The organism is Proteiniphilum sp. X52 (genome assembly GCF_003712195.1).
GTDB lineage: Bacteria > Bacteroidota > Bacteroidia > Bacteroidales > Dysgonomonadaceae > Proteiniphilum.
The window spans coordinates 372,440-397,883 of the sequence record NZ_RDSD01000001.1; the positions used below are offsets into that span (position 1 = coordinate 372,440).

Below are 25,444 nucleotides of genomic sequence, written 5' to 3' on the forward strand. Positions count from 1 at the left end.
TAAAGAGCGGAAAATAGAATCATCGCGGATTTTTTATTCCGATTTCGTTTTTTGTTAGATATAAGTTTGTAAATTTGCACTTCTTAATTACAAAGTGATAATTAAAAAAAGTGTATAAAAAGCCCTGCTTTGAGGGAATCGGTCGAGTATCCGGTGAATTTTTATAAACAAAGGATGAATATGAAAGTACTTTTGGCAACGAGTAAGCCATTCGCTTTACCTGCTGTGCAGGGGATTCAGCATATTATAGAATGTGCGGGTCATCAGTTCGCGAAGTTAGAGAAGTATGAGGAGGAAAGCCAGTTGCTTGATGCTGTGAAGGACGTGGATGCTTTGATCATACGAAGCGATATTGTCAACCGGAATGTGATGAAAGCTGCCCCCAATCTGAAAATAATTGTCAGGGCCGGGGCAGGATACGATAATGTGGATTTGGAAGCCGCTACCGATTGCGGTATCTGTGTAATGAACACTCCCGGACAGAATGCCAATGCTGTGGCTGAGCTTGTTTTCGGAATGATGATTTATGCCCAACGTAACCATTTCGATGGTTCGGTAGGACGTGAGTTGACTCGCCGGCGGCTGGGTTTATATGCTTTCGGGAACGTGGCCAAGATGGTGGCCAAGATAGCGAGAGGCTTCGATATGCCGGTGTATGCTTTTTCACCTACCCTTACGCATGATGACTTGCGTAAAGAAGGGGAATACGGAGTGATTACCGCATATACTAATAAAGAATTGTTTCAGAATAGCGATTTTGTTTCTCTCCATATGCCTTTGCTGGAAGAAACACGTTACTGTGTGGATTATTCCCTCTTATCCCTGATGCCGCAAGATGGGCTTCTCATCAATACAGCACGGAAGGAGTTGGTGGTGGAAGACGATTTGATCCGTATCATGGAAGAACGCCCGGATTTCCAATATGTTACCGATATCAAACCCGATAAACATCAGGAATTTCTGGAAAAATTCCCGAGACGTTATTTTACTACACCAAAAAAATTGGGTGCGCAAACTATGGATGCCAATAAAAATGCGGGTTTAGCTGCCGCCAATCAGATTGTGGCGTACTTCCAGAATGGAGATGAACGTTTCAGGGTAAATTGAGGAATTCTGAGAGTGGAAAAATGACCGGAGGGCTCAGTTCCCAGTTCCCAGTTCCCAGTTCTCAGTTCTCAGTTCTAAGTTCTAAATTCTAATCTCATAATTCAAAAATATAACCGTATGCAGAAGTATAATTTTAATGCCGGTCCGTGCGTGCTTCCCCGGCCGGCAGTGGAGTCAGCCATTGAAGCGATACGCAATTTCGACAATACCGGAATAGGTATTCTGGAAATTTCGCATCGTACTCCGGGATGGGAGCGGATCATGAAAGAGACGGCAGATCTGTGGAAGGAATTGCTCAATATTCCTGATAATTATCGGGTGCTTTTGCTTGGCGGAGGTGCCAGCACCCAGTTTTTTATGGTTCCTGCCAACCTGATGAGGAAGAAAGCAGCTTATCTGCAAACCGGCACCTGGGCTAAAAAGGCCATCAAAGAAGCGAAATTTTACGGTGAGGTGGAAGTGGTGGCTTCATCAGAAGACAAAAACTACTCCTATATCCCCAAAGAATACACTATTCCGGCAGATGCCGATTATTTCCATATTACCACCAATAATACTATTTTCGGTACTGAATTGCATGAAGATATCGATAGTCCGGTTCCATTAGTGGCCGATATGTCGTCCGATATTATGAGCCGTCCGATAGACGTGTCCAAATACGGTCTTATCTACGGTGGTGCGCAAAAAAACGTGGGCCCGGCAGGTGTGGCTTTCGTGATCGTTCGTGAAGATATTCTCGGTAAGATTGACCGCCCGCTGCAGACGATGGTTGATTACCGTACACATATCAGCGATTCCGACAAGAATCGTTCCATGTTCAATACCCCTCCGGTATTTCCTATTTTCGTGATGCATGAAACACTGAAATGGGTGAAGGAACGGGGAGGTCTGGAAGTGATGCATAAGCTTAACAAGGAGAAAGCGCGGCTCCTCTATGATGAGATAGACCGTAATAAACTTTTCGTGGGAACCGCTTCCCAAGAAGACCGTTCTATCATGAACGTCTGCTTTGTGATGAATGAAGAATACAAGGACCAAGAAGCCGCTTTCCTTCAGTTCGCCATTGAAAGGGGAATGGTGGGCATCAAAGGCCACCGTTCTGTGGGCGGATTCCGCGCTTCTATTTATAATGCCTGTCCCAAAGAGGCGGTGGAAGCGCTGACCCGCTGTATGCAAGACTTTGAGAAACAGCTCTGATTATCCATTGCAGTTGCTTGTCCAGAGCCGCCTCTATCACAGAGTCGGCTCTTTTTAAAATTATTTAACCCGATTTTTTTTACGAAACGCATGGTTTGTTACGGAAAATTCGTAGATTTGCATTGTAAATATAGACAAAAAGATATGGAACGTTTGACTCACCAGGAAGAAAATGTGATGTTGCATGTATGGCAACTCAACGAATGTGCAATTAAGGATGTGGTAGACAGGATGGAAGATCCGAAACCGCCGTATACCACGGTGGCATCTATCTTCAACAATCTCGAGAATAAAGGATATCTTGCAAAGAGGCGGTTTGGAAACGTGAAGGTATTCAAGCCGGTAATATCGGAATCGGCCTATAAGAGACATTTTTTGTCAGGGGTCGTGCGGAGTTATTTTGATAACTCGTATAAAGAGTTGGTTTCTTTTTTTGCCAAAGAACAGAAAATTACTGCGGACGAACTGGAGGAGATTATTCGTCTGATTGAAAAGAAACGGAAGTAAGGATTTGTTTCAACCAAATTGCCCATCTCATGTCACTGTTTTTTATATACCTGATACAAGTAAATATCGCCCTTGCTTTATTTTATCTCTTGTATATTATTCTTCTTAAGAGGGATACCTTTCTGTGGCTACGGCGATTCTTCTTCCTCTCGGTGATTGTCTTTTCACTTCTCTATCCTTTTTTTACCATCCCGGGGCTAAGCGACCTATGGACTTCCCTTTTTCCCGCTTTTCAGGAAGCGACTGCCACGGTGATGATTGGTGAACCAACTATGGCTATGATAGTGGAAGGAGAGGCTGTCGCACCTGTGGCGATCCCTTGGGAAAAAATCCTTTCCTGGTTTTATATAGCCGTCACGCTTGCGTTCGTGTTACGGTTCGTATTTCAATTGCTATCTATCCATGGTATATGGGCGAAAAGTGAAAAACAGATTATTTCGGGAATCCCGGTGTGCCAATTGAAGGAGAATATGACTCCTTTTTCGTTTTTCAGTTTGATTTTTATCCATACCGGAAAGCATTCTGAAACCGAACTCTCTCAAATTTTACTGCATGAACAAACACATGCGCGCCAATGGCATTCCGTCGATATCATGCTTGTCGAACTGGTGTGCCTGTTATCCTGGTGGAATCCGTTTGTATGGCTACTGAAGCGGGAAATGGCCATGAATTTGGAATACCTCGCTGATAAAGGCGTACTGAGTGAAGGGGTTGACAGCCGGGAATACCAATATCATCTTTTACGATTGACTTATCATGAGACGGCAGTCCGGATAGCAAATAACTTTAATGTGTCACAATTAAAACAACGAATTATGATGATGAATAAAACCAAATCGCCTGCCTTGAAACTGGCGAAATACCTGCTGATGCTTCCTTTGGCTTTTTTACTGGTCTTTGCCAATAGTTGTGTGAATCGGGACAAGAAAAGCGGAGAGGATGCGACCACGGAGAGTGTGGTTACCATACCGGGTTCCACGGATACGCCCGATCTTCTCCCTGATGAAGTGGGAGAAGACAACAGTGAGGTTTTTGTGGTTGTGGAAGAGCAACCCTCATTTCCCGGGGGAAATGAGGCGATGATGAAGTTCCTGGCTGATAATATCAAATATCCGAAAGAGGCACAGGAAAAAGGCACTGAAGGACGAGTGATCGTTAACTTTGTCGTCGAAAAAGATGGTCGCCTGAGCGATTTTAATGTTGTGCGCGGTGTGGATCCTTTATTGGACAGTGTAGCTTTGAGGGTATTGAAAAGCATGCCCAACTGGACTCCCGGTAAACAACGGGGAGAGGTGGTAAGGGTACGGTTTACGTTGCCTGTGGTTTTCAGGTTAAAGGGGAAAGACACCCAAGATTCCTCTTCCGTTTCAGCATCTTCTGCACCGGTTAAAGAGAGCGCTTCAGATGAAGTGTTTGTGGTGGTGGAGAAACAGCCCGAATTTCCTGGAGGGCAGGAAGCCCTGATGAAATACCTTTCCGACAATATCAAATATCCCATGGTAGCCCAGGAGAATGGAATCCAAGGACGCGTGATCGTGAATTTTGTGGTCGAGAAGGACGGCGGCCTGAGTGAGGTGCGGGTTGTCCGCGGTCAGGATCCTGTTCTCGATAAAGAGGCTGTAAGGGTTATAGAGGGTATGCCCAAATGGGAACCGGGTATGCAGAGGGGAAAGCGGGTGAGAGTACGTTATACGTTGCCGGTGGTCTTCAGTCTTCAGCACTGATCAATATTCCGTTGAATAAATGAGGAGTATATTACGAAAACATGTGGTATAAGGAATGTCTCCGGCAAGGGAGGTTTCTTCTGAGAGTGCAAACACTTTCAATCATGCCCAGATCCATACTTTTCAGTCTGTTGTTCCTTCATTCGCTGTGGTTATTATCTCAGTCGAATGAATTGCGGGATGCCTTGCGTAACTATCAATATAATGAAGTATTGATGTTGTTGGAGTCGGAACCATCCACCCGGGAGAATTTGCAACTAAAGGCCCATTGTTATGAAAAGTTGTATAGTTACACTTCCGCACTGAATATTTACAAACTTTTGGTGGATGAATATCCTGATGATGCCAATCTGGTGATTTCCATGGCGGAATGCGCATCACAGGCGGGGAACTCACCCTTGTCGTTACAATGCTGGATAGTGGCCGACAGTTTATCACCGGAAAACCAATTTATTCAGACCCAAAAAGCAATGGCTCTTTACAGGAATGATAATTGGAAACAAGCCATTGAACAGGCGAAAGTGGTCTTTGAAACAGATTCAGTGCCTCATCTTCTTCGTATGGTGGGTGATGCCTATTTATACAGCTCCGAAGCTGATTCCGCCATCTGGTACTATTGCCAGGCCATCGCGAAAAATCCGGCGGATTATCTGGCTGTAAATAAGCTGGGGAATATCTATCTGGGGGCGAAATTTTATGATGCGGCGATCAACCTGACGCGGACATATCTCGAAAATATCAACCCTGGCCAGCCATTAATCGGCCAATTGAACGGAATGGCACACTACTCGGCGGGCAACTATAGGGAAGCGACCCAACGGTTAAAGGAAAATATCATTCTGGGCGACAGTTCGTACACCACCTGTTATTATCTGGGTATGAGCTTGTATGCCTCCAAATTGTATTATGAAGCAGTTAACTGGCTGGAAAAAGCATATAATCAGAATAGTACTGATATCAATCTGCTCTATTACTATGGAACCGCTCTTTCCAGGACATATGACCGAAAGAGGGGGATAGAGGTTCTGACGGAAGGTGTGGAGATGATCGAAAAAATGAACGGGATGTTGTTTGATTTTGACCGATCCTTTGCTGATGCCTATATGCGGTCGAAAAATTACAACAAAGCCATTCAGTATTTCCAGTCGGCCTATAAGCGGAACCCTGATACGCATTCTCTGCTTTACAATATGGGTTACTGCTATGAGTCGGTGAAAGATTATAAAAATGCAGTCACCTATTATGAACGTTTTCTAAAGACTGCCCCCGAAGGTTGGGATGCGGACCAAGGGAACCTGGTAGATGGTGGAACCGGAAGTCCAAGTTCTACCGACCGCCTTTACAGGTATGTGGCCCAACATCTTGAAAGACTCAAAGAGGAGTTGTTTTTCCAGTCACCAGGAAATAGGGGTAAAGAGTAGAGGGCCAAAGCCCGGGATTCAGTGAGATTATTTATTTTATCATGCCCCCCTCCCCTTGCGGGGCTTGCTCGTGTTCGTTGAAAAAAGAATTATCTAAATTTTCATGAATAGTCGTATATCCCATTTTATTTCTGTTGTTAAATAAACAGACAGAGATGGATATTATACCAATTAATATTGCGAAAAAACAGAAAATTTTATTTTTCATATGACTATAATATTTATTTTCAATGGTGTCATATGGAACTCGCTTTAGTCATGATCTTGTGTGATAATGATTATCATGCTCGTTTCATATATTATAACTGGATTCAGTCCTTCAGAGAATTTCTTTTGTGATTTGAAAGAATATTCTTTCTACTTAATTTCATACCACAAAATAAAACCATTAAAACGATCACTGTCTTTTATGTTTTTCAAACCGTTTAATAAGGATTCATCCTTAATAAGTTTCGATGATGTTATCATAGTCTCCCAATCCCTCGGTCCGATATAATAAAGAACAGATTTATCTTCTTTAATACCATAATTTACAGGGAGTTGATTAATATTGACACGATTAAAAAATAAATCTTCATAAATAGATTCTATTTTTTTTGCAGACGAATTCCCTTTATCGTATAAGATATTATGGGGTTTGCTCCCTTTGTTCAATCTAAAGAAGATAAAATCGTCCGTATCCATAAAATGATGAATATCAAAATATTTGTTCATTCCAAGAATTTTTATCATATCCATAGGATTGTTATTGACGTCTAACCCGGATAAATCGTTCGGGATAAAAAAATTCTTTTCATATCCACTCAAAACTATATATGGTGTTGGCCGGTTGTTTGAATATTCATATATTGTATCCATAAACAAGTGGGATAATAAGGGTTTATTATCCCATTTCAATAGAAAGGGTCCGTTATAATTTGTCAGAGCATTATCCCAAGACTTATTACTAAGGGTCGGAATTATAAAGTTATTATCTTCCCCATCCACAGGGAGTATTCTAAATAAATATTCTGTATCCTTTTTACTTGGATCGAATTGAGTCAGATATATAGTGTCATTCTCATAAAAAATATATGAGCACATCGGCATATTCGAAGACAGGGATATCGATGATTGGAATATTCCATCTTTAATATTGTATTTGTTGATCTTTTGTGTCTGAATATCTGAGATATAGATACAATTGTTTTTTTTGTCAACAGACATATCAAAAGCCCTTAACATCTCGCCGGGGCCTGCCCCTCTTGATCCAATCTTTTTCTTGTAATTCCCCTTTTTGTCAAAAATAAAAACAGCACTGGATAGTTTATCCAAAATAAATAGTTCTTCATCATGAACCAATATCTTACTTATTTCTCCAATAAGTATTTCATCACTTAATTGAATGACATCAATATTATTGAAGATCTGGGATAAGAGTAATGTGTCTTCTTTTTTTATTTCATCTAGATTTATTTCAATATACTCCGAACTAATAGGAACTGAATTGTGATTTTTTTTACATGATGCAATTGTAACCAGAACCAATACCAATATAGAAAATGAACAATATTTTTTTTTCATAAGTTAGTTGTATATCAAGAGGGCTTGTCAATGTCAAGCCCTCTTTGTGATAGATTTATATGTATAATAACCATTATAAAGAGTAGTTTTGTATGAATCTACAAGATATCCTTGACATCCTTCATTCCCACCCCCGGAGCTACCTCCACCCCCGGAGGTAGTTGACTGCGCCAATACTTCCACATGCAATTTATTCTCTACTACTCCGTAATCATCCAATGCATGCCTCAGGTTCAGTGTAAGGGCAAATAGTAAAGTTGCTATGCCCAAAATTGTTAAATAGTTCTTTTTCATTTTATTAATTGTTTAGTTATTAATAATATGGTTAGAATCAATAAATTGCTTAATAATTACTTTCATCCCGTTTGATAACGGGATTGTCGGAAGATCGACTTTTCATAAAAAGCAAAATCTGTTTTCATGCGGTTATCTTTTTTTGATTGTTGATTCATCACTCATTATTAGGATAAATATATGATAATCATCCTGTTGTTTCAGTAACTTCTTAATTCTTGTTTCAACGTATCCGTATTATACCACGTGTACGTGCGTTGGCAGATAGGATAGGGTAATATACTACCACCGCAGACACTCCCAGTATTATGAAATACAAGTAGCGGAAAGAAAAGATAGATGGCCTTTGTGTTTCCATAAGGAAAAGAATTATGTTTTCATTCTATCGGACCAGCTCGTTTTTGGTTATTACCTATTCTGGTACTATTCGTCTCTCATTGAAATTGTGATAAACACTTTTATATCAGTATTTTACTGATAAGATGCAAATATGGGTATTATTTTAAAAAATCAATCACAAATCCCGATAATCCTACAGTGCAGAATTTCAGGAGTTTTAATAATAACCCCATCATCACTTAAAGGATGGCCACGGTGGCAGATTTTTCATTAGTTGAATATGTCGTCAATCCCCTGGCTTTCGATTACCGGATCGTTTCGGCGGTAGAAATCGGGAGAATATCGCTGCCTATCATGGCAGGGATCAAAAGCGGCAGGGATATCGAAGACGCCGTCATCGGTGTAATTCAATTCCTTATCGGAATAGACCTTCTGATAGAAAATACCGTGAATGGGGAGTGCCATACTGGCTCCCTGGCCATAACCCATCTGGTCGAAATGGATAGAGGGTTCTTCACCTCCCACCCAACAACCTGCTACCAGGCGGGGCGTAAACGACATGAACCAACCATCGGAGTTGTTATTGGTAGTGCCGGTCTTGGCCCCCATTTGTCCTTTCAGGTTATAGATGCGGCGTAACCGGCCACCCGTTCCGCCGTCCACGACTCCTTTCAGCATATCAAGCATCTTATAGGAAGTCGATTCACTGAAGATCTCCTTCATCCGGGGGACGAATGAAGCGACTTCATTTCCATAGGCGTCTTCAATTCGGGTTACCAAAACCGGTTCCACACGGATACCCCTATGGATGAAAGCTGAATAAGCGCCCACCATCTCATATACGGAAGCGTCATTTGGTCCTAATGCCAGGGAGACTACCGGGTCGGCAGGTGTCTTTAACCCAAAGGATTGGAGCATCCTGGCAAAGGCATAGGGCGAGAATTGGCTCATCAGCCAGGCGGTTACCCAGTTGTCGGAGTTTTGCAACCCCCATTTTATAGATACAAAATCACCGCTTGCCGGACGTGTATTTCTCGGTTCCCATGGAATGCCGTTCTCATCCATCAATCTTACCGGCCCGTGGATCATTCCGTCGCAAGGGCTCATCCCTTCCTCCATTGCCAGCGTGTAGAGATAGGGTTTGATGGTAGAACCGATCTGGCGTTTACCGGTGGCACTGTCATATTTAAAGAATTTGAAGTCAGGGCCTCCCACATAGGCTTTCACATGTCCCGTCAAGGGATCCATTGCCATGAAGCCGGTCCGCAGGAAATTTTTGTGGTAACGGATGGAATCCCAGGGCGTCATGAGCGTATCCACTTCCCGGTGTTCCCAGGAAAAGACCTTCATTTCCACCGGTTTCTCCTTGAAGTTACGGATAATCTCCTCTTCGTTGAGGCCGCCTTGTTTAAGGACTCGGTAACGCTCGCTCTGTCTCACGGACGCCATCATCAGGTTGTCCGCTCTGTCGCTTACCTCACGGGAGTAAGGGGCATAGGCCTTTCCTTTCTTTTCACGGAAAAACTGACTCTGGAGATAACCTCCCAGGTGCTCTTTCACGGCTGCCTCCGCATGGCGCTGCATCCGGGAATCGAGGGTAGAGTAGATTTTTAATCCGTCGGTATAAATATTATAGTGAGAACCGTCAGGTTTCTTGTTTTTGTTACACCAGCCGAAAAGCGGGTCTTCTATCCATGCCACCGAATCTTCCCTGAACTGCTGTCCTTGCCACGATGCGTAATTCTTCCTCTCCGGCTTTCTGGCCATCATTATCCTTGCCAGGTGCTGCCGGTAATAAGGTGCGATAATATCGACGTGGTCCGAACGGTTGAAATCGAGCCGAATGGGAAGCTGTTTCAAAGAGTCAGCTTCCTGTTTAGTGAGGTGGCCGGCTTTCTGCATCTGGGTGATCACCACATTCCGGCGGTTCCGGGTTACTTCCGGACGACGTTGGGGATTATAGAGGGAAGAGTTTTTAAGCATCCCAATCAACATGGCCGCTTCTTCAATACCCAGCTCTTTGGGTGTTTTGTTGAAATAGGTACGGGCGGCAGATTCAATTCCTACCGCGTTGTAGTTGAAATCATACTTGTTCAGATAGAGGTTAATGATTTCGTCTTTTGAGTAAAAGCGTTCCAATTTGGCTGCAATTACCCATTCCACCGGTTTCTGGAAAACACGTTCTATTTTATTATTCGCCCTTGGTGAATAGAGTAGTTTCGCCAACTGCTGGGTGATGGTACTACCGCCTCCACTCTCTTCCCTGCTGAGGATAAGTGTCTTGAATATGACCCTTCCCAGACCGATGATATCGATGCCGGAATGAGAATAAAAGCGTATATCTTCCGTGGCGACCAGCGCGTTGATGAGATGGGGAGATAGATCGGAGTAATCCACGAATATGCGGTTATCATCACTTTGGGAGTAGGTGAAAAGCAATTCATTATCGGTGGAGATTACCTGAGAGGCATATTTGTCGATCGGGTTTTCCAGTTGTTCAATTTTGGGAATATAGCCTATGAGTCCCGCGGAAATGAGCAGGAAAAAAAGGATAACGCCTCCCGCCATGATACCGAAAATGCTCCATATGGCTTTGATGATGCCATTCTTTTGTGATATATCCTTTGTTTTCGGGCTTTTCTTCCGACCCTTTGTTTGTTTACCCATACCTTATCTTATTCTCCCGTATGATTTATAGATGCTGAAAGATTGCGACAAAAGTAATGAATGTTGAGCGGCAAGGTGAAAATAGATTTTCAGACTTGGCCGAAACGCATCTTACATTCTACAAAAGTACACAAAAGCATTGGAAACAAGAAGGGAGATCTATTAAAAATAGTTTCAAACGCTTTTCAGTGCTATGCAACCTCACTGTCAGACCGGGGAGTGGGATCCGCCCCGGCTTTCGGAAGGGAGAATCGGGCGGTTCGTTCACAGGAAAATATCGTCAGAAGCGGAAGGTGAATCCACCGGATGCATTGAGTCCCTGTGCCGGATAACCGTACCAGATATCATATTTCTGAGAGAGCAGATTATTTACCCTCAGGTTGATCGAAAAGGCATCGTTGATCTGGTAGAGGGCGCCCGCATTGAGGTCGTTGATATTGTCCATTTGCCTGTTTGAGCCATCGTAGTATGACCATCGGTCTCCGGCAAAGTAATAATTGGCTGTAAGTTTCAGGAAACCGGTAAGGGTGAATGCGGCACGAAGGTCAGCTTCAAAACCGGGTTTGTTATAAGCTTTGGGGTCTTTGACCTGCGTCTCATCTATAGTGACATAGTCCAGATTATAAAAATTCTTTTTCAGACGCAACGAAATGTCGAGGGGAGCCCAGATATTGCTTTGGATCATTCCGCCAATATGAGCATGGGACAAATCGCCATATACAGGCCTGAGCACCTCTTTATGGGCCCCCGGCACACCTCCGTCGATCACATCCCGGCCGTTCAGTATCAGGAAATGCTCATCATCAGTTTTTTTGAATCCACCGAAGATATCGAACCGGAATCCGCTGACTTCGCCGATCTTTGCCCCGGCATCCATATCCACGATGGAGTAGGAGGGATTCACATTCCCATAAGGACGAATGTATCTCGATTCCTGTACCATGTCGAGGAAAGTGTTATTGCTGAAACCACCGTGGATATTCGCATACAGCGATGAGTGCTCGGTTACCGCCCATTGGGCCTTTACGTTGGGAGCAACCCGGGCCTTTGTGCCGTTGGAGTTCTGGAATAATATCTCTGCCCCTAGTTTGGCAAAACTGCTTGAACTTCCGAACGTGACATAAGGAGCCGCGTTTATCAGGTAGTAATTATTGATGTCATTATTGTAAAATGTTGTAAAAATCTTTCCATCGACACCTAATTTACTTTGTGCGTCGCCGAAAGGTTTATCGAATCCCACCATGGCGTTTATCTCATTTCCCTTTATCCCTTCCTGGTCGAGAAGTCCGTCGAATTTTGTGGAGAAGTTGCGGAGATGCACATATCCCCTGTAATTCAACAGATCCGTCTCGCGCGACGCGACGCCGACTTTAGCGTCCAACACTCCCAGGCGTTGGTTTTCATCCTCATAGAAAGCCGGGTTGCCGAATCTGTTTCCGTAGTAGTTGAACAGTGAATGAAGGTAGGAGAGCTCCATATTGATCGTGAGCGCATCGGCCCGGTGCTGATAGCCCAAACCACCTTTATTGTCCATGAAAAAGGCTTTGTTGGTCTCCGCTTCCACATTTTGCACATATTTTATCTCTCCGTTTGAGGAATTGTGCAGAAAGGAGAAAGTGAGACTGTTCTTGTCATCTTCCAGGAGACGGTAACCAAATGCCCCATCCAGATTGGCATAATTCCCCGCGTTGAAGGAAAGATACCCCTTTTTCAGGCTGTAAGGAATCTCCGTCATGATACTTCCCGGCCGGGGTAAGGCTATTTCCAAGGGGGGAGTGGTACGGCCTGCCCAGGTGGAGTAATTGGTATTGGCTTTCTGAACGGAAGGTTCACGGAGGGCCGGCAGCGAATGGATCTTGTCGGCATCCAGCAGGGTAGGGTTGAAATCCCGTTCCAACTCCATCTGACGCCTCAGCAGAGAATCTGCTGTCTGGGCAAAACTTCCGGCGGACAACGCCAATGCTGCTATTACGATATATATTTTCTTCATACGGATATAAATTTGTCAATGTGCTAATTTGCGAATGTGCCAATTATAGAAGTGAAAAACTAAAAGTGAAAAATTAGGAATATCAAATCATTAAATCATTACATCAACTACTTATTAAGTCTCTGATTGATCATTTGTTGGATATCGGCCTCATCTCCTTTATAGTTGGATTTCAGACTTTCCAGGTATTGGCGTGCCTGGAATTCATCGCCTTTGGCAAGATAGGTGTCCGACAGGATAATAAGTGCCCGCGCCATCCAGTACTGGTGTGGGGTGCCTTTTCGCATGAACTCTTTGACCTGAGCTTCGGCACGATCATATGACTTCCACCGGTAATAGGTGTCGGCAAGGATGAACTGTGCTTCCGCCCCGTAGATACTGCGGGTATCATTGGCCACGAACTGGAAATCGGCCATGGCGTTATCCGTTTCATTGACTTGCTGGTACGCTTTTCCTCTCAAATATCTGGCTTCTGTGATCGTTTCGGGTGAGAGATTATTATTGGAGAGCAAGTCGGTAGCTGCTCTGGCTGCTTCGTGATAACTGCCCAGTTGCGATTGTGACCGCACAACTCCCATTTGTCCCAACTGCCGGTTGGTGGCATTACGGGCTGAATGAGCCAATCGGGAATAATCGGCAAGCGCCTGGCGGAAGTTTCCGTTTGCATATTCAGTCCGCGCGGTATAGATCAACGCGTTGTCGAGGAATTTTAGATTGCCGGCGTCGATCACCTTCCGGAAATGCGATAGTGCCAAATCCTGCTTTTTCCTTTCGTCGGCAATCACTCCGAGATAATAATGGGCATCGCTGTGATATGCTCCATTGGGATAAGATTGGATATATTTTGTCATGGCCGCCTCGGCATCCGCCCGTTCGCCACGCATATATACACTTTCGGCTGCCAGATAGGTAAGCGAATCCTGTCGTGATGGGGTGATACGCATACCTCCCGGCAAAGAGTTGGCATATTTTACATAGCTGTCGATATCGTTCATGTCACGATAGACTGTTTCTAACGAGATTAGCGCATTACGCGCATCGTCTGAACCGGGAAAATGGGCAATCACGTTCTTGTATGCAGCGATACTCTGTTGATAATTACCGATATTGTAGTACAATTGCCCTAATTGGACCCCTCCCTGACTGGCGAGGGGACTTTTCGGGAAATCATTCACCAGTCGTTGCAGTACCGCGATGGCTTCATTCTCTCTGTTGAGCATCGTGAGTGCGCGACTTTTCTCATAAAGGGCATCATCAAAATATTGTGAATTGGGATAGGTGCGCATCAGATTGTCCAATGCCGTGATCTTTCCCTGGTAGTTGCGTTGCAGTCCCATCACAAATGCCCGTTGATAGGCGGCATAATCGGCAGAGGATGGGTTGATGTCGGTTGCCTGTGCGTAATAGCGTTCTGCCTCGCTAAAACTGCGGTTAAAGTAGTAGCTGTCGCCTATGCGGTTCAGTGCGTCGGCGTATTCCGGCCGATTCCTGGTTTTTTCCGCCGCGATGTATTGCTGAAAAGCATTGACGGCCTGATTATATTGCTGTTGTTTGAAGAGCGCATACCCCAGATTGTACCATCCCAGAGAGTGATTCTCGTCTGCAGGGGCGGCGTTTTGGGTGAATTGCCGGAAATCATTGGCTGCATTGCTGTAGTTCCCCATCCGGTAATATGCTTCACCCCGCCAGAAATAGGCGTTATTGCGGGCTTTGGCATCCTGATTGCCCAGACTGATGCTATTGTTAAAATGCTGTACTGCCTCGTTCATGTTACCGTTGATAAAGGCCTGGGCTCCCAACTGGAAAAGGACCATCTGTTTCGCCTCCAGTATCCGGCGTCCGGGGTTACTGATACGGTTGATCGCGTTCAGGGCAGCATTGTAATCTTTGGTAGTCAGGAAAGTCTCAGCCAAAATGTCGTTTACCTGGTCTTTATAGGGCGAATTGGGAAATTCCCTGAGAAAGTTCTCGAACAGGGTGATGGATTCGCTGAAGACGGAGAAATTGGTCTCGTGGGCCAGTAAAGCGTAGTTGAACAGGGCCGTTTCACGTACCTGTGGGTTGAAATTGCCGCGGGACGCCGCCTCAAAAGCCATTTGGGCCGCTTGTTTCTGATTCAGCCGTAAATAAGTTTGCCCCAGTTGCAATTGTGCGTTCTGAGTGAGTTCATCGGCTTCTCCCACCGCCTGCTGGAACATCTCTACTGCCCTGCTGTAATTGCCTGTTTCGAAATAGGATAATCCCAGGAAGTAAGCATCCCCTCTAAGCGGCTTGTCCACGCCGGCAAGGTACTTCTCGTAATGGGGTACTGCCCTGGAGGCTTGTCCCAGCCTGTAATAACCGTTCCCCAGAACTCTGTATGCCTCGGTAAGATGTTCACTCGAGGGATATCTGCTTACGAAAGCCTCCGACAACCTGACGGCTTCCTCGACCTTGCCATCGAAGAAAGTAGCCTGAGCTTTATAAAATGCTACTTCCTCACTGTATTCGGGATGATTTTGTAATCGTTCAAAACGGCGCAACGCCTCCGCATAGTTTCCGTTGGAATATTCGATGTAACCCAGATAAAAAGTGGCCGCATCCCGGTATTGGCTACTGTTTTGTGAGAGTAGTCCGAAAAGACGGCTGGCATCTTGTTTATTTCCCAATTGCAATTGGGTATAAGCCGAACGGAAACTGTAATCTTCCTGTTCCGACAGGGTGAGATAATCGAGGTCCGCTTGATTGAACCGCTCTCCTGCTGCATGCCACTCTTTCTTATCGAAATAGTATGAGCCGATCAGGAAATTGACCTGATGGCGGTGGATGGTTTCAGGATGTGTGTCGAGAAACGCTTCCAGGATATTCCCACTGTTATTGCTGCCGCGATAGAATGAGGACAGAGCCCTCATGTAGGCGGCCTCCTCTTTCAAATAAGCATCGTCGCTTCCGGCAACGAATTTTCCCAGCAATTGTTCCGCGCCTTCCCAATTCCCTTCAAGGAACATCTCTTTCCCACGGTTGAACAGTTGCTCGGGCTGAGCATGGTATACCGTTTTTTGCGCTATGGAAACCTGTGCTATAAAGGCAAGGGTAAACAGTAAAATGATTTTCTTCATATTTTAGATTATTTATTCTCACTTGATAACTTTAATAATTTTTGTGGGTTTTGCCGGTTATCCCAAAATGCCATAATAAGAATTCGGGAGCCTTCAATTTTGTATAAAATGCTATAATGTTTAATAGGCAAAATTCTAATATCGTTAAAATCTGTCTTTCTCCCGCTAAAAGGTGAACTTTTCAACAAAAAAGTACGTTCTTTTATTGCTATATTCAACTTTATAGAATATTCATTACTCTTGTTTCGATTATTCCAATACCGAAAAACAAGATTACGTTGTAAAATGGCTGTCTATGTCCAAAAAACTTTTAATGAAGCCATGCTTTGTCTATCTCTTCCAATTCTTCTTCCGAAACGATATTACCGTATGCAACATCCTTTTCACTCATTATCAACATCTCTTTTTGTTCCGAAGAAAGGTTTATGATATTTTCTTCGGATTGGGATATGTTGATAAGCTGTAAATCGGCAAGACTGCGAAGTAGCTCTTCCGCTTTTGGATTTATAATATCTATTTTAACTGTTTTCATTTTTTGTTCTTTACTCCCAATAATAATTTTTCAACCCCTTTACGAATGGACATTAACCCGAAATCAGCCGGATTGATTCTGTTGTATGCAATAAAAAGTAATTCTGAGACATCGTCCTGGGCAGTTAAATGATTGAATTCTTTTACTCTGCATTTAAAGAATATGTCCACAGTATGTACTTCAAACCCCGAATATAGATAAATATTCGGAATAGAGAACAGATATTCGCATGAATTTATCAATAAGCCTGTTTCTTCCTTTATCTCACGAGCTACAGCCTCTTCCGCCGTTTCGTGCATATCAATAAAGCCGCCAGGAAGATCCAGTGTGTCTTTTGCCGGATCTTTCGCCCTGCGGGCGACAAGTATTTCCCCTTTGCTGTTTTCAATTACCGCCACCACAGCGGCCGACGAGTTGAAATAATATATAAATCCGCAGCCGGAACACTTCTTCGACTTTTCGTTGTGTTCGAGAAAATGTGCTGAACCGCACTTCGGACAAAACCGAAATTGATGCAGAGGATGATTCATATTAATGTGATTAATGTGACTAATGTGACTAATGTGCCAATGTGCTAATGTGGCAATGTGACAATGTGCTAATGTATCAATGTGCCAATGAGACTAATATGACCAATTTGGTAATTAGTAATTGCTAATTGGTAATTATAAAACGTTCTTATTTCCGGGTTACTTCCACGATCTGCGTTTTAGGTTGTTCCCGGTTTCGTTTATCGACAGCTTCAACCAGATTATCGGCCAGTTGCGAGAAAGCCATGCCTGTAATACTTCCTTCCTGTAACGTTACCGGTTGTCCCTCATCACCGCCCTCACGAATAGTTTGTACGATGGGTATCTGACCTAATAAAGCGTATCCTTGCTCTTGCGCCAATCGCTTACATCCTTCTTTTCCGAAGATATAATACCTGTTTTCCGGTAATTCGGCAGGGGTGAACCATGCCATGTTTTCCACCAGGCCCAGGATGGGTACGTTTACCTTATCTGCGGCGAACATGCTGATCCCCTTGCGCGCGTCTGCCAGTGCCACCTCCTGGGGAGTGCTTACGATCACCGCACCGGTAATGGCTAGCGTTTGTACCAGCGTCAGGTGGATATCGCTTGTCCCCGGCGGAAAATCGATCAGGAAATAATCGAGTTCTCCCCAATCGGCATCGCCGATAAGTTGTTTCAACGCGTTACCTGCCATCGCCCCACGCCAGACTACGGCGTCTTCCTTCTTGACGAAGAAACCTATGGAGAGCATTTTTATGCCGTAATTCTGTATGGGGACAATAAGGTCTCGCCCCTCTTTTTTCTCTAATGCCGGTGAAGCATCTTCTACTCCGAGCATTTTGGGAACCGACGGGCCGAAGATATCGGCATCGAGCAGGCCTACCTTATATCCTTTTTGCGCCAGTGCTACCGCCAGGTTGGTACATACGGTGCTTTTCCCCACACCGCCTTTTCCCGATGCCACGGCAATGATATTTTTTACTCCGGCCAACAGGTCGGGGAGTTCCGGGCGGGGTGCCTGTTTCGATTTCACGGAGATATTTCCCTGTATGTCGATATTTTCGTCGGCATACATCAGGATAGCCTGTTCGGCCATTTTCACGACCGATTTAATAAACGGGTCATGGGCCTTTTCAGTGATGAGCGAGAAGCTCACTTTCATCCCTTCAATCCGGATGTCGTCGGCTACCATGCCGGCGGAAACAATGTCCTGTCCCGTTCCCGGGTAACGCACATTTTTCAATGCGTCGATGATGAGTTGCGGGTATATTGCCATAATATTAATGTGACTAATTAATTAATGTGCCAATGTGACTGATGTGCCAATGTGACTCATTGTCACATTAGTCACATTAAACTCTCGCATCGCGGCCAAAACTGCGATACGCGTCTTTTTCTATTTCCACCTCCGGTTCTGTCCAACGGTGATTTTTCGGGCAGAGAAAGCGGATATATTTGATGTTTAAACCACGTGAGAGCCACTGTTGTTCATAGAACGTGCGGATTTCGAGCATATCCTCATTCAGTCCGGAGCGATAGAGGTCGTCGGTATCGAAAAGCACTTCGAGCCGGTTCTCCGTGATCATTGCTTTGGTGTATCGGTAAAGGAAATTACTATCTGTTTTCAGATGAATGATACCACCCTCTTTCAGCATCCGGCTGTACTGTTCCATAAACCGGGTGGAGTTGAGCCGCTTGTTGGTCTTCTTCATCTGGGGATCGGGAAAAGTGATCCATATTTCCGATACTTCATCCCGTGCGAAGAAGTGCTGGATGAGCTCGATGCGTGTCCGGAGAAAAGCTGCATTTGTTAACCCTTCTTCCAATGCCTGTGTGGCGCCGGTCCACATTCGCGCACCTTTGATGTCTATCCCGATAAAATTCTTTTCCGGGAATTTACGCGCCAGCCCGACGGTATATTCCCCTTTGCCGCAACCCAGTTCCAGCACAAGGGGATTATTATTGCCAAAATAGGCCTGCCATTTTCCCTTATATGGAAACCCTTCTTCTTTCAAGGTTTCAAAGGTGTATTGAAACACGTTTCCGTAAGTGGCCATATCGGCAAATTTGGCCAGTTTGTTCTTTGCCATTGTAAACAGATCAGAAATTCATCACAAAAATAGGCATTTAACTCTTACCATCCGAAACTTTTTTGGATTATGCCGTTGCATAAGGGGAAGAGGAGAGACAATGAAGAGGGAAGAGTGAAGAGGGAAGAATGAAGAGTGAAGAATGAAAAGTGAAGAGGGAAGAATGAAGAGAGAAGAATGAAGAGTGAAAAAGGGAAAGAGGGACGTGAAGAGCGAGATTGGGATAACGCGGAGAAGGAGAATTTATGCTGAGTTGATAATGTGATAATTAATCGATTGTGAATCCTGAATCTGAAATCCTGAATTGAGAGCCCATTTCGTGGAATTTGAAATTTTTTCGGAATAATTTATGATCCAAGAAGTGTCAATATTCCAAATTATTCTATACCTTTGTCAGATTGAATTCCTAAATAAACCTTATAAATATGAAAGTGAATGACATTATGACACAACTCGAGGCGAAACACCCGGGTGAGTCTGAGTATCTTCAAGCCGTGAGAGAAGTGTTGATATCGATTGAAGAGGTATACAACCAACATCCTGAGTTTGAAAAGGCGGGCATAATCGAACGGATAGTGGAACCCGACCGAGTGTTTACTTTCCGAGTCCCATGGGTGGACGATAATGGGAAAGTGCATGTGAATATCGGTTATCGGGTACAATTCAATGGCGCAATAGGCCCTTACAAAGGGGGGATTAGGTTCCATTCCTCGGTGACTTTGTCCACCCTGAAATTTCTGGGATTTGAACAGACTTTTAAAAACGCGTTGACGACTCTTCCGATGGGAGGAGGTAAAGGTGGATCTGATTTCTCCCCCAAAGGCCGTTCCCAGGCGGAGATCATGCGTTTTTGCCAAGCCTTTGTGATGGAGTTGTGGCGGAATATCGGTCCCGATACCGATGTGCCGGCCGGAGATATTGGCGTTGGTGGACGTGAAGTGGGCTATATGTTCGGTATGTACAAGAAGTTGGCCCGCGAACATACGGGAACCTTTACAGGAAAGGGAATGTCATTCGGAGGCTCCCGGCTTCGTCCCGAAGCTACCGGATTTGGAGCACTCTATTTTGTGCAGAGGATGTGTGAAACACATAATATCGATCTGAAAGGAAAGACCGTAGCTGTTTCCGGTTTCGGAAACGTGGCATGGGGTGCAACGATAAAAGCTACCGAGTTGGGGGCCAAAGTGGTGGCGATATCAGGTCCCGATGGTTATATCTATGACCCGGATGGTGTGAATACCCCGGAGAAGATCGACTATATGCTCGAATTGCGTGACTCCGGAAATGATGTGGTGGCGCCTTATGCCGAAGAATTTCCAAGGTCGACGTTCTATCCCGGAAGGAAACCATGGGAGCTCAAAGTGGACATCGCCTTACCCTGTGCTATTCAGAACGAATTGAACCTGGAAGATGCCAAGCGGTTGAAAGAGAACGGAGTGTTGCTCGTGGCTGAAGTCTCTAATATGGGTTGTACCGCCGAAGCGGTGGATTTCTTCCTGGAGAATGAGATGCTTTTTGCTCCCGGGAAAGCGGTCAATGCGGGCGGTGTGGCCTGCTCGGGTCTGGAGATGACGCAAAATGCCATGCATATTTCATGGAACAATGAGGAGGTAGACAAATGGCTGCACCAGATCATGAGTGATATTCATGAACAATGTGTGGCGCACGGCAGAAACGGACAATATATCAACTACGTGAAAGGAGCCAACATCGCCGGTTTCATGAAAGTGGCCGACGCCATGATGGCCCAAGGAGTGATATAGCAACGTGAGAAACGACCGGGATATGGCCTTCCGGGCAGCAACCCGGCCGAAGATTGAAAAGGCAAGGGGCTGCATACCGTTATGGTACGCGCCCCTTGTCCGATTGTTAACCAATCTCTCCACTTCTTCACATGACTTCTTCAATATCACTTCTCTTCCACTGTCAATACCGCGTTATTTATCCCTCGGGATACATCCACAGCAAATACATAGGTTTTACCAGCCGTTAACGTTTTACCTTCGACAATGCCCAGGTTGCCGTTATCCCGGCCATTGGTCCCGTTGCCGACAAATACGATGCCGCTTTCGCTGGTAAGCGATTGGCTGCCGAATTCCCCTCCCCAGTCTTTCTGGTGGAAGAACTTGAAGTTGATTTGCGAGGCATTCACCGTTTCACCGGCCACCAGCGTGAGCTGGTACTTCTTGTTTCCCACGGGAGCCATGCAGAGCGCGTTGGCTGGTGTCCAGCCCACATGGTTGGAGAGGTAGGAGGGTTTCCCCACCTGATCGCCGATGACCCAAATGGCTCCGGTGCCGTCGGGTTGGAGTGTGGCTAAGTTGCTGCCAACAAGCGCTTCCACTTTCAGGTAGTTAAGCGGTAGGTTGGCTGTTACCCGGTATCTGCCAGTGAGGGGGACGAAAGTCATCTTGTCTTGGTCTTGCGCAAAGAAATCGGGGTCTACCCACCAATTGCTCAATCCTTCAAAAGTAATTTCTTCTCCCTGAGCCAGATCAATATCCAACTGGTAATTGTCCTTGTCGACCATATTCATCTTTTGACCGTTGAGTATCACTTCGAAGAATGGGGATGCTTCAAATGTCCTTGTATTGAATGTGACAGAGTAGGTGCCACCCTCCGGGCTGACGAACGGAATATTGTTTGAGGTGCCTTCGGCGATGCCTCCTTGTCCATCATCCCATCCAAAAAGAATTTCACGTCCTTTGCCATCCAAGACCGGGGTTTTTATATATGCGGGTAATTCGGTTGTCGGAAAAGCGGAAGAGGCCGCATACTCATTGGGTTTTCCTGTCGGCACCATGGGATAAGAGGCATCGGCGGTCACCAGTATGAGATAAGGATAGTGAGCCAGTTTTACCGGAACATCAAAGCTCCGGGAAGCTTTTTTCAGGGTGGTATTCACCAGGACGAACTCGAGGGTGGCGGTTCCGTCGGGAATATTTTTCCCGTATGGGATTGCTATACTTCCGGCATATTGACCGTTCTCTTTTGTGCGGATAATTGTTTTAGACACTTCCTCTTCCCCAAAATACAACTTGGCTGTCAAGGTAGACAGGGGCACATCGTCATTGACCGTTACCTCGAACGGCAGGAGGTCTCCAAAATGCACATGGGCAAATTGGTCTTCTATCTGCATGGTGGGGTTCCCTTCCTGTTGAGGTTCCGCGACCTCATTGTCGCATGAGGCTAAAGCAAAGGAAACCACGAAGACAAGCATCCAATATTTTATTTTTTTCATGTTCATACGATTATTATGTTTTTATTTTTTCCATCGATAAGAGATAACTGATTGGGCAGGTACTTCATAAGCAAAGTGATGTGTCCCGTCGTGGAGGGTGACCACCTTATTTACCGCCGTACTGTTGAGTAATACCACCGCATAGGTGCCATCAGGATTTTCAAATGCCGAGTGATAGAAACCGGGCTCCGAAAAACCGGATGTGCCGATACGTGCCGCTCCGGGCTTTACCACTGATGAGAGATGCCCGACGATATAGTAATGGGAGTTACGGGTGATGGTCGCATAGTTGGCGCGGTCGATATCGACAGCGCCATAACAGGTTTGACAGCCACCATCACGATTAGGGCCGCGGTCGGTGTCGAGCATCAGGTTCCAGACAATGACGCCTTTGCACCCATTATTGACCGTACCCAGCGCCACTTCCCTCATGTCATCGATCAGTCGGACTTCCAGGTTACGGCCGTCGTTCCATGTGCCGATGGAGGTTTCGGTAAATACCAATTCCTTGTCCGGACGGGAATTACGGATAAAGTTCAGCTCCTCCTTGTTCCCTCCATAATTATGGTAGGCCGCGCCGGTAATAAACTCAGCCGCTGCCGCATCTTCATAGATCTTCAGCGGATATTGTCCCTGATCGGCATTTCCCGCCTTGTCGCGGTCGTAATCATAATTATGATCATAAATATATATCTTGGTGTTCAATCCTGCTGCTTTCATCTTAGGGCCTAACGCGGTTTTTACAAAATCACGCTGTTCCTGCCATGTCATGTAAAGCGAAGCGGAATTTCCCCTGTTGAGCGGTTCGTTCTGTGGGGTTACCGAATAGATATTTATTCCCTGTGCTTCGAAAGCCCGGATCCATTTCACCAAGTAATCGGCATAGTCGGCATAATATGCCGGATTGAGCTGACCGCTTGTCCATGAGTTGAACGGCTGTAAATCAGTGAGGTTGTTCACCTTCATCCATCGGGGAGGAGTCCATGGCGACCCCATGATTTTTATATCCGGATTGATAGCCAGGATCTCTTTCAGGATGGGGATTACGTAATCGTTCTCTTCCGATGTAAGCGCAAAATTCTCCAAACCGGGCGTGTCACAGCAGGTGTATTCACTCAACGAGAAATCGGAACAGCCGATAGATATCCTGATATAGCTTTGCCCCATACCCTCTGTGGTAGAGAATGTCTCCTTCAAGAAACGGGCGCGGTTCTCCTGTGTCATTCGCATCAGGTTATAACAGGTTGATCCCGTTACAGCCGCCCCGAAACCGTCCATGGTCTGAAAACGGGTACTTGGTTCCAGTTTCAGGGTTGTCGGCGACATGTTGTCCTTTGTGCTGAAATTGACCGCCTGTTTTTTGAAGTCCTGGGAACGGGTATGGGTGGTGATATACATCGTTACATCACCTGCTACCGGCGGCTCAGGTGGGGGAATCGCACCCCCGTTATCTTCTTTCTCCACACCGCCGCAGAATGTGAGACAGCATAATGTCAGCATCAGTAGTGTTGTCATTTTTAAATTAAATAATAGCTTCATTCGATTATATTTTAGAAAGGGAAAAATTAAAAATGAAAAATTAAAAGTGAAGAATGAAGAATGAAAATCTAATCTTCGCATTATTCATAAAATTAATCACATTTAACTCCGCTTCATTCCGTTGAACATGGTTTGTCTCATTGGCATATCAACTACGCTTCGTTCCGTGGAACGTTGGTTGATTAACGGGCACATTATTATAGGATTACCTTATTATAGGATTACCTTCTCAATATGCACTGTGTTGTCATTCAGGTTGACAGTGAACCTGTAGTTGGCGGATTCTATCACCGGATCATCTTCCCCGTTCGGGATATTCCAGTTATTGTTACCCGAAATGATTTGTTCGCCGGTAAAGGTAAACCCACCTGCTTGCTTCTCATTTCCCCAACCGGTATTCTCAAACGGTTTGAAACTCGCATAATGGTCGTGGTCACCCGGCGTATAGAACGTCCCCTGATAGATGCCTTCACCCATGCGGCGCAGAAGTACATAGTTCAACACATTTCCAAATCCCCAATCGGTATGGGTCCTACCTTTTCCCGGATAAACCGAAGCGATTTTTTCGGAAGTGATATTTGTGGGATATCCTAATCCCCAACCGCAAGCCAGCAGATAATCAGGGTAGGAAGGATTGTTGACACCCACGAAGGTATTCTTCCGGACAGTATTGTAATACACTGTGTATTCTCCTGTTTTTCCCAGAAAGGTAACCTTGTTGGCGGCAGGTCGCTCGAAAAAGTCGGGATTGAAAAGATTCCTTGTTTCGGCCAGTTCCCCGAATACCGAATAGGTCTTCCCATTTTCCAGGTGGATTTGAAGTACTTTGAATGATTCCCCGTTGATGCCCTGATCCGTGAAAATACTTAAGCCCAGCTCTCCCTCCCCGAGATTGTTCCCAATGGTTGTCACACTGAGACTATAGCTATCGAAGGTCAATTCCTTTGTGTAATCAGCCGATGGTGTATATACAAAAGCCGATTCGCCACTCTCGTTGATCATTCCAATCTTACCGTTCACATTGCCATATACATCTCCCGTGTAATCAATAGTTTTGTCGTTGTGGATTTTCTCCGCTATTTTAAATCGGATGGAGGTGGCGAAAGGGAGTTCTCCCACATGATATTTATTTTTATCGGTCGCCAAGGGTTCCAGAATGGCTATCTCCCCAATATCCGTGACCAAATAGAGCCGTTGATAAACGGGACGGTTTCCGGTCAGGCCGGTGACCTGGGTCGTTGCGAATCCTTTCAAAACATTTTGCGCAACCAGATTGACCCGAACTTCCGACTTATCGGCTTGATTGCTCAACAAAGGTACGTGGATCGCTTGGGAAACTTCGTGTGAATCGCCACCAATGGGTATTTTTCCCGACGTGATAACGCTGTTTCCTGAAACCACCTCATAGGTCAATAGGCTGAGATTGGTTGCCGGATCGGTGATTTTTGCCGTGAGCGTGATGGAATCGCCGAAAGTAAAACTGGTGGGACTCACCGCCGCTGACTCAAACAGGGGAGTGGACTCCTTCCGGGAGCCATATTCATCATCATTGCAAGATATCAGCAATAATGGGATTATCGCGGTGATGGATAATATTTTTTGTATCAAGTTCATATGATTATT

At 45.2% G+C, this 25,444-nt stretch carries 19 protein-coding genes; 6 read left to right on the forward strand and 13 right to left on the reverse strand.

The window, feature by feature from the left end; all coding sequences use genetic code 11:
- The first annotated feature begins 180 nt into the window (after nucleotides 1-180).
- The 5 genes from D7D25_RS01265 (at nucleotide 181) to D7D25_RS01285 (ending at nucleotide 5,956) form a co-directional block, all read left to right on the forward strand.
- Complete coding sequence (locus tag D7D25_RS01265; protein ID WP_185140194.1) at nucleotides 181-1,107, forward strand: NAD(P)-dependent oxidoreductase; 927 nt, start codon at nucleotides 181-183, stop codon at nucleotides 1,105-1,107.
- Between the two features lie 117 nt (nucleotides 1,108-1,224).
- Nucleotides 1,225-2,304 (forward strand): 3-phosphoserine/phosphohydroxythreonine transaminase, encoded by a 1,080-nt coding sequence (gene serC / locus D7D25_RS01270; RefSeq protein WP_122967150.1) that lies wholly within the window; start codon nucleotides 1,225-1,227, stop codon nucleotides 2,302-2,304.
- Nucleotides 2,305-2,448: 144 nt separating this feature from the next.
- On the forward strand, nucleotides 2,449-2,811 hold the full coding sequence (locus D7D25_RS01275; RefSeq protein ID WP_122967151.1) for a BlaI/MecI/CopY family transcriptional regulator: 363 nt from the start codon (nucleotides 2,449-2,451) through the stop codon (nucleotides 2,809-2,811).
- A gap of 29 nt (nucleotides 2,812-2,840) precedes the next feature.
- Nucleotides 2,841-4,535, forward strand: a complete 1,695-nt coding sequence (locus D7D25_RS01280) for a M56 family metallopeptidase (RefSeq protein ID WP_122967152.1) — start codon at nucleotides 2,841-2,843, stop codon at nucleotides 4,533-4,535.
- A gap of 104 nt (nucleotides 4,536-4,639) precedes the next feature.
- Entirely contained in the window at nucleotides 4,640-5,956 is a 1,317-nt protein-coding gene (locus D7D25_RS01285; protein WP_158602505.1) for a lipopolysaccharide assembly protein LapB, read from the forward strand.
- Nucleotides 5,957-6,313: 357 nt separating this feature from the next.
- On the opposite strand, the gene D7D25_RS01290 is transcribed toward D7D25_RS01285, so the two are convergent.
- The 10 genes from D7D25_RS01290 to trmB form a co-directional block, all read right to left on the reverse strand.
- Nucleotides 6,314-7,519 carry a 6-bladed beta-propeller gene (locus D7D25_RS01290; RefSeq protein WP_122967154.1) on the reverse strand — a complete coding sequence of 402 codons (1,206 nt, stop codon included), beginning with the start codon at nucleotides 7,517-7,519 and terminating at the stop codon, nucleotides 6,314-6,316.
- A gap of 33 nt (nucleotides 7,520-7,552) precedes the next feature.
- On the reverse strand, nucleotides 7,553-7,813 hold the full coding sequence (locus tag D7D25_RS01295; RefSeq protein WP_122967155.1) for a hypothetical protein: 261 nt from the start codon (nucleotides 7,811-7,813) through the stop codon (nucleotides 7,553-7,555).
- A 609-nt stretch (nucleotides 7,814-8,422) separates the two neighbouring features.
- Nucleotides 8,423-10,720 (reverse strand): transglycosylase domain-containing protein, encoded by a 2,298-nt coding sequence (locus D7D25_RS01305; protein ID WP_255417146.1) that lies wholly within the window; start codon nucleotides 10,718-10,720, stop codon nucleotides 8,423-8,425.
- A 379-nt stretch (nucleotides 10,721-11,099) separates the two neighbouring features.
- Nucleotides 11,100-12,809, reverse strand: coding sequence for a hypothetical protein (locus D7D25_RS01315; RefSeq protein WP_122967158.1), 1,710 nt, complete (start codon nucleotides 12,807-12,809; stop codon nucleotides 11,100-11,102).
- 107 nt (nucleotides 12,810-12,916) lie between these two features.
- Nucleotides 12,917-15,907 (reverse strand): tetratricopeptide repeat protein, encoded by a 2,991-nt coding sequence (locus tag D7D25_RS01320; protein ID WP_122967159.1) that lies wholly within the window; start codon nucleotides 15,905-15,907, stop codon nucleotides 12,917-12,919.
- 8 nt (nucleotides 15,908-15,915) lie between these two features.
- Complete coding sequence (locus D7D25_RS18710; RefSeq protein ID WP_158602506.1) at nucleotides 15,916-16,125, reverse strand: type II toxin-antitoxin system RelE/ParE family toxin; 210 nt, start codon at nucleotides 16,123-16,125, stop codon at nucleotides 15,916-15,918.
- 92 nt (nucleotides 16,126-16,217) lie between these two features.
- The gene (locus D7D25_RS01330) at nucleotides 16,218-16,439 is read right to left on the reverse strand and encodes a hypothetical protein (protein WP_122967161.1); all 222 of its coding nucleotides are present in this window, start codon (nucleotides 16,437-16,439) and stop codon (nucleotides 16,218-16,220) included.
- Nucleotides 16,436-16,969, reverse strand: coding sequence for an NUDIX domain-containing protein (locus D7D25_RS01335; protein WP_122967162.1), 534 nt, complete (start codon nucleotides 16,967-16,969; stop codon nucleotides 16,436-16,438). The genes D7D25_RS01330 and D7D25_RS01335 overlap by 4 nt, the downstream gene beginning before the upstream one ends.
- A 148-nt stretch (nucleotides 16,970-17,117) precedes the next feature.
- Nucleotides 17,118-18,227, reverse strand: coding sequence for an Mrp/NBP35 family ATP-binding protein (locus tag D7D25_RS01340; protein ID WP_122967163.1), 1,110 nt, complete (start codon nucleotides 18,225-18,227; stop codon nucleotides 17,118-17,120).
- Between the two features lie 76 nt (nucleotides 18,228-18,303).
- The gene (gene trmB / locus D7D25_RS01345; RefSeq protein ID WP_122967164.1) at nucleotides 18,304-19,041 is read right to left on the reverse strand and encodes a tRNA (guanosine(46)-N7)-methyltransferase TrmB; all 738 of its coding nucleotides are present in this window, start codon (nucleotides 19,039-19,041) and stop codon (nucleotides 18,304-18,306) included.
- A gap of 425 nt (nucleotides 19,042-19,466) precedes the next feature.
- On the opposite strand from trmB, the gene gdhA reads away from it, so the two are divergent.
- Nucleotides 19,467-20,804 carry an NADP-specific glutamate dehydrogenase gene (gene gdhA / locus D7D25_RS01355; RefSeq protein WP_122967165.1) on the forward strand — a complete coding sequence of 446 codons (1,338 nt, stop codon included), beginning with the start codon at nucleotides 19,467-19,469 and terminating at the stop codon, nucleotides 20,802-20,804.
- 146 nt (nucleotides 20,805-20,950) lie between these two features.
- Here the strand turns inward: gdhA and D7D25_RS01360 are convergent, their stop codons facing one another.
- The 3 genes from D7D25_RS01360 to D7D25_RS01370 form a co-directional block, all read right to left on the reverse strand.
- Nucleotides 20,951-22,282, reverse strand: a complete 1,332-nt coding sequence (locus D7D25_RS01360; protein ID WP_255417129.1) for a DUF5125 domain-containing protein — start codon at nucleotides 22,280-22,282, stop codon at nucleotides 20,951-20,953.
- Nucleotides 22,283-22,303: 21 nt separating this feature from the next.
- Nucleotides 22,304-23,797, reverse strand: coding sequence for a glycoside hydrolase family 30 beta sandwich domain-containing protein (locus D7D25_RS01365; RefSeq protein WP_370453816.1), 1,494 nt, complete (start codon nucleotides 23,795-23,797; stop codon nucleotides 22,304-22,306).
- A 237-nt stretch (nucleotides 23,798-24,034) separates the two neighbouring features.
- On the reverse strand, nucleotides 24,035-25,435 hold the full coding sequence (locus D7D25_RS01370) for a hypothetical protein (protein ID WP_122967168.1): 1,401 nt from the start codon (nucleotides 25,433-25,435) through the stop codon (nucleotides 24,035-24,037).
- Nucleotides 25,436-25,444: the final 9 nt, after the last annotated feature.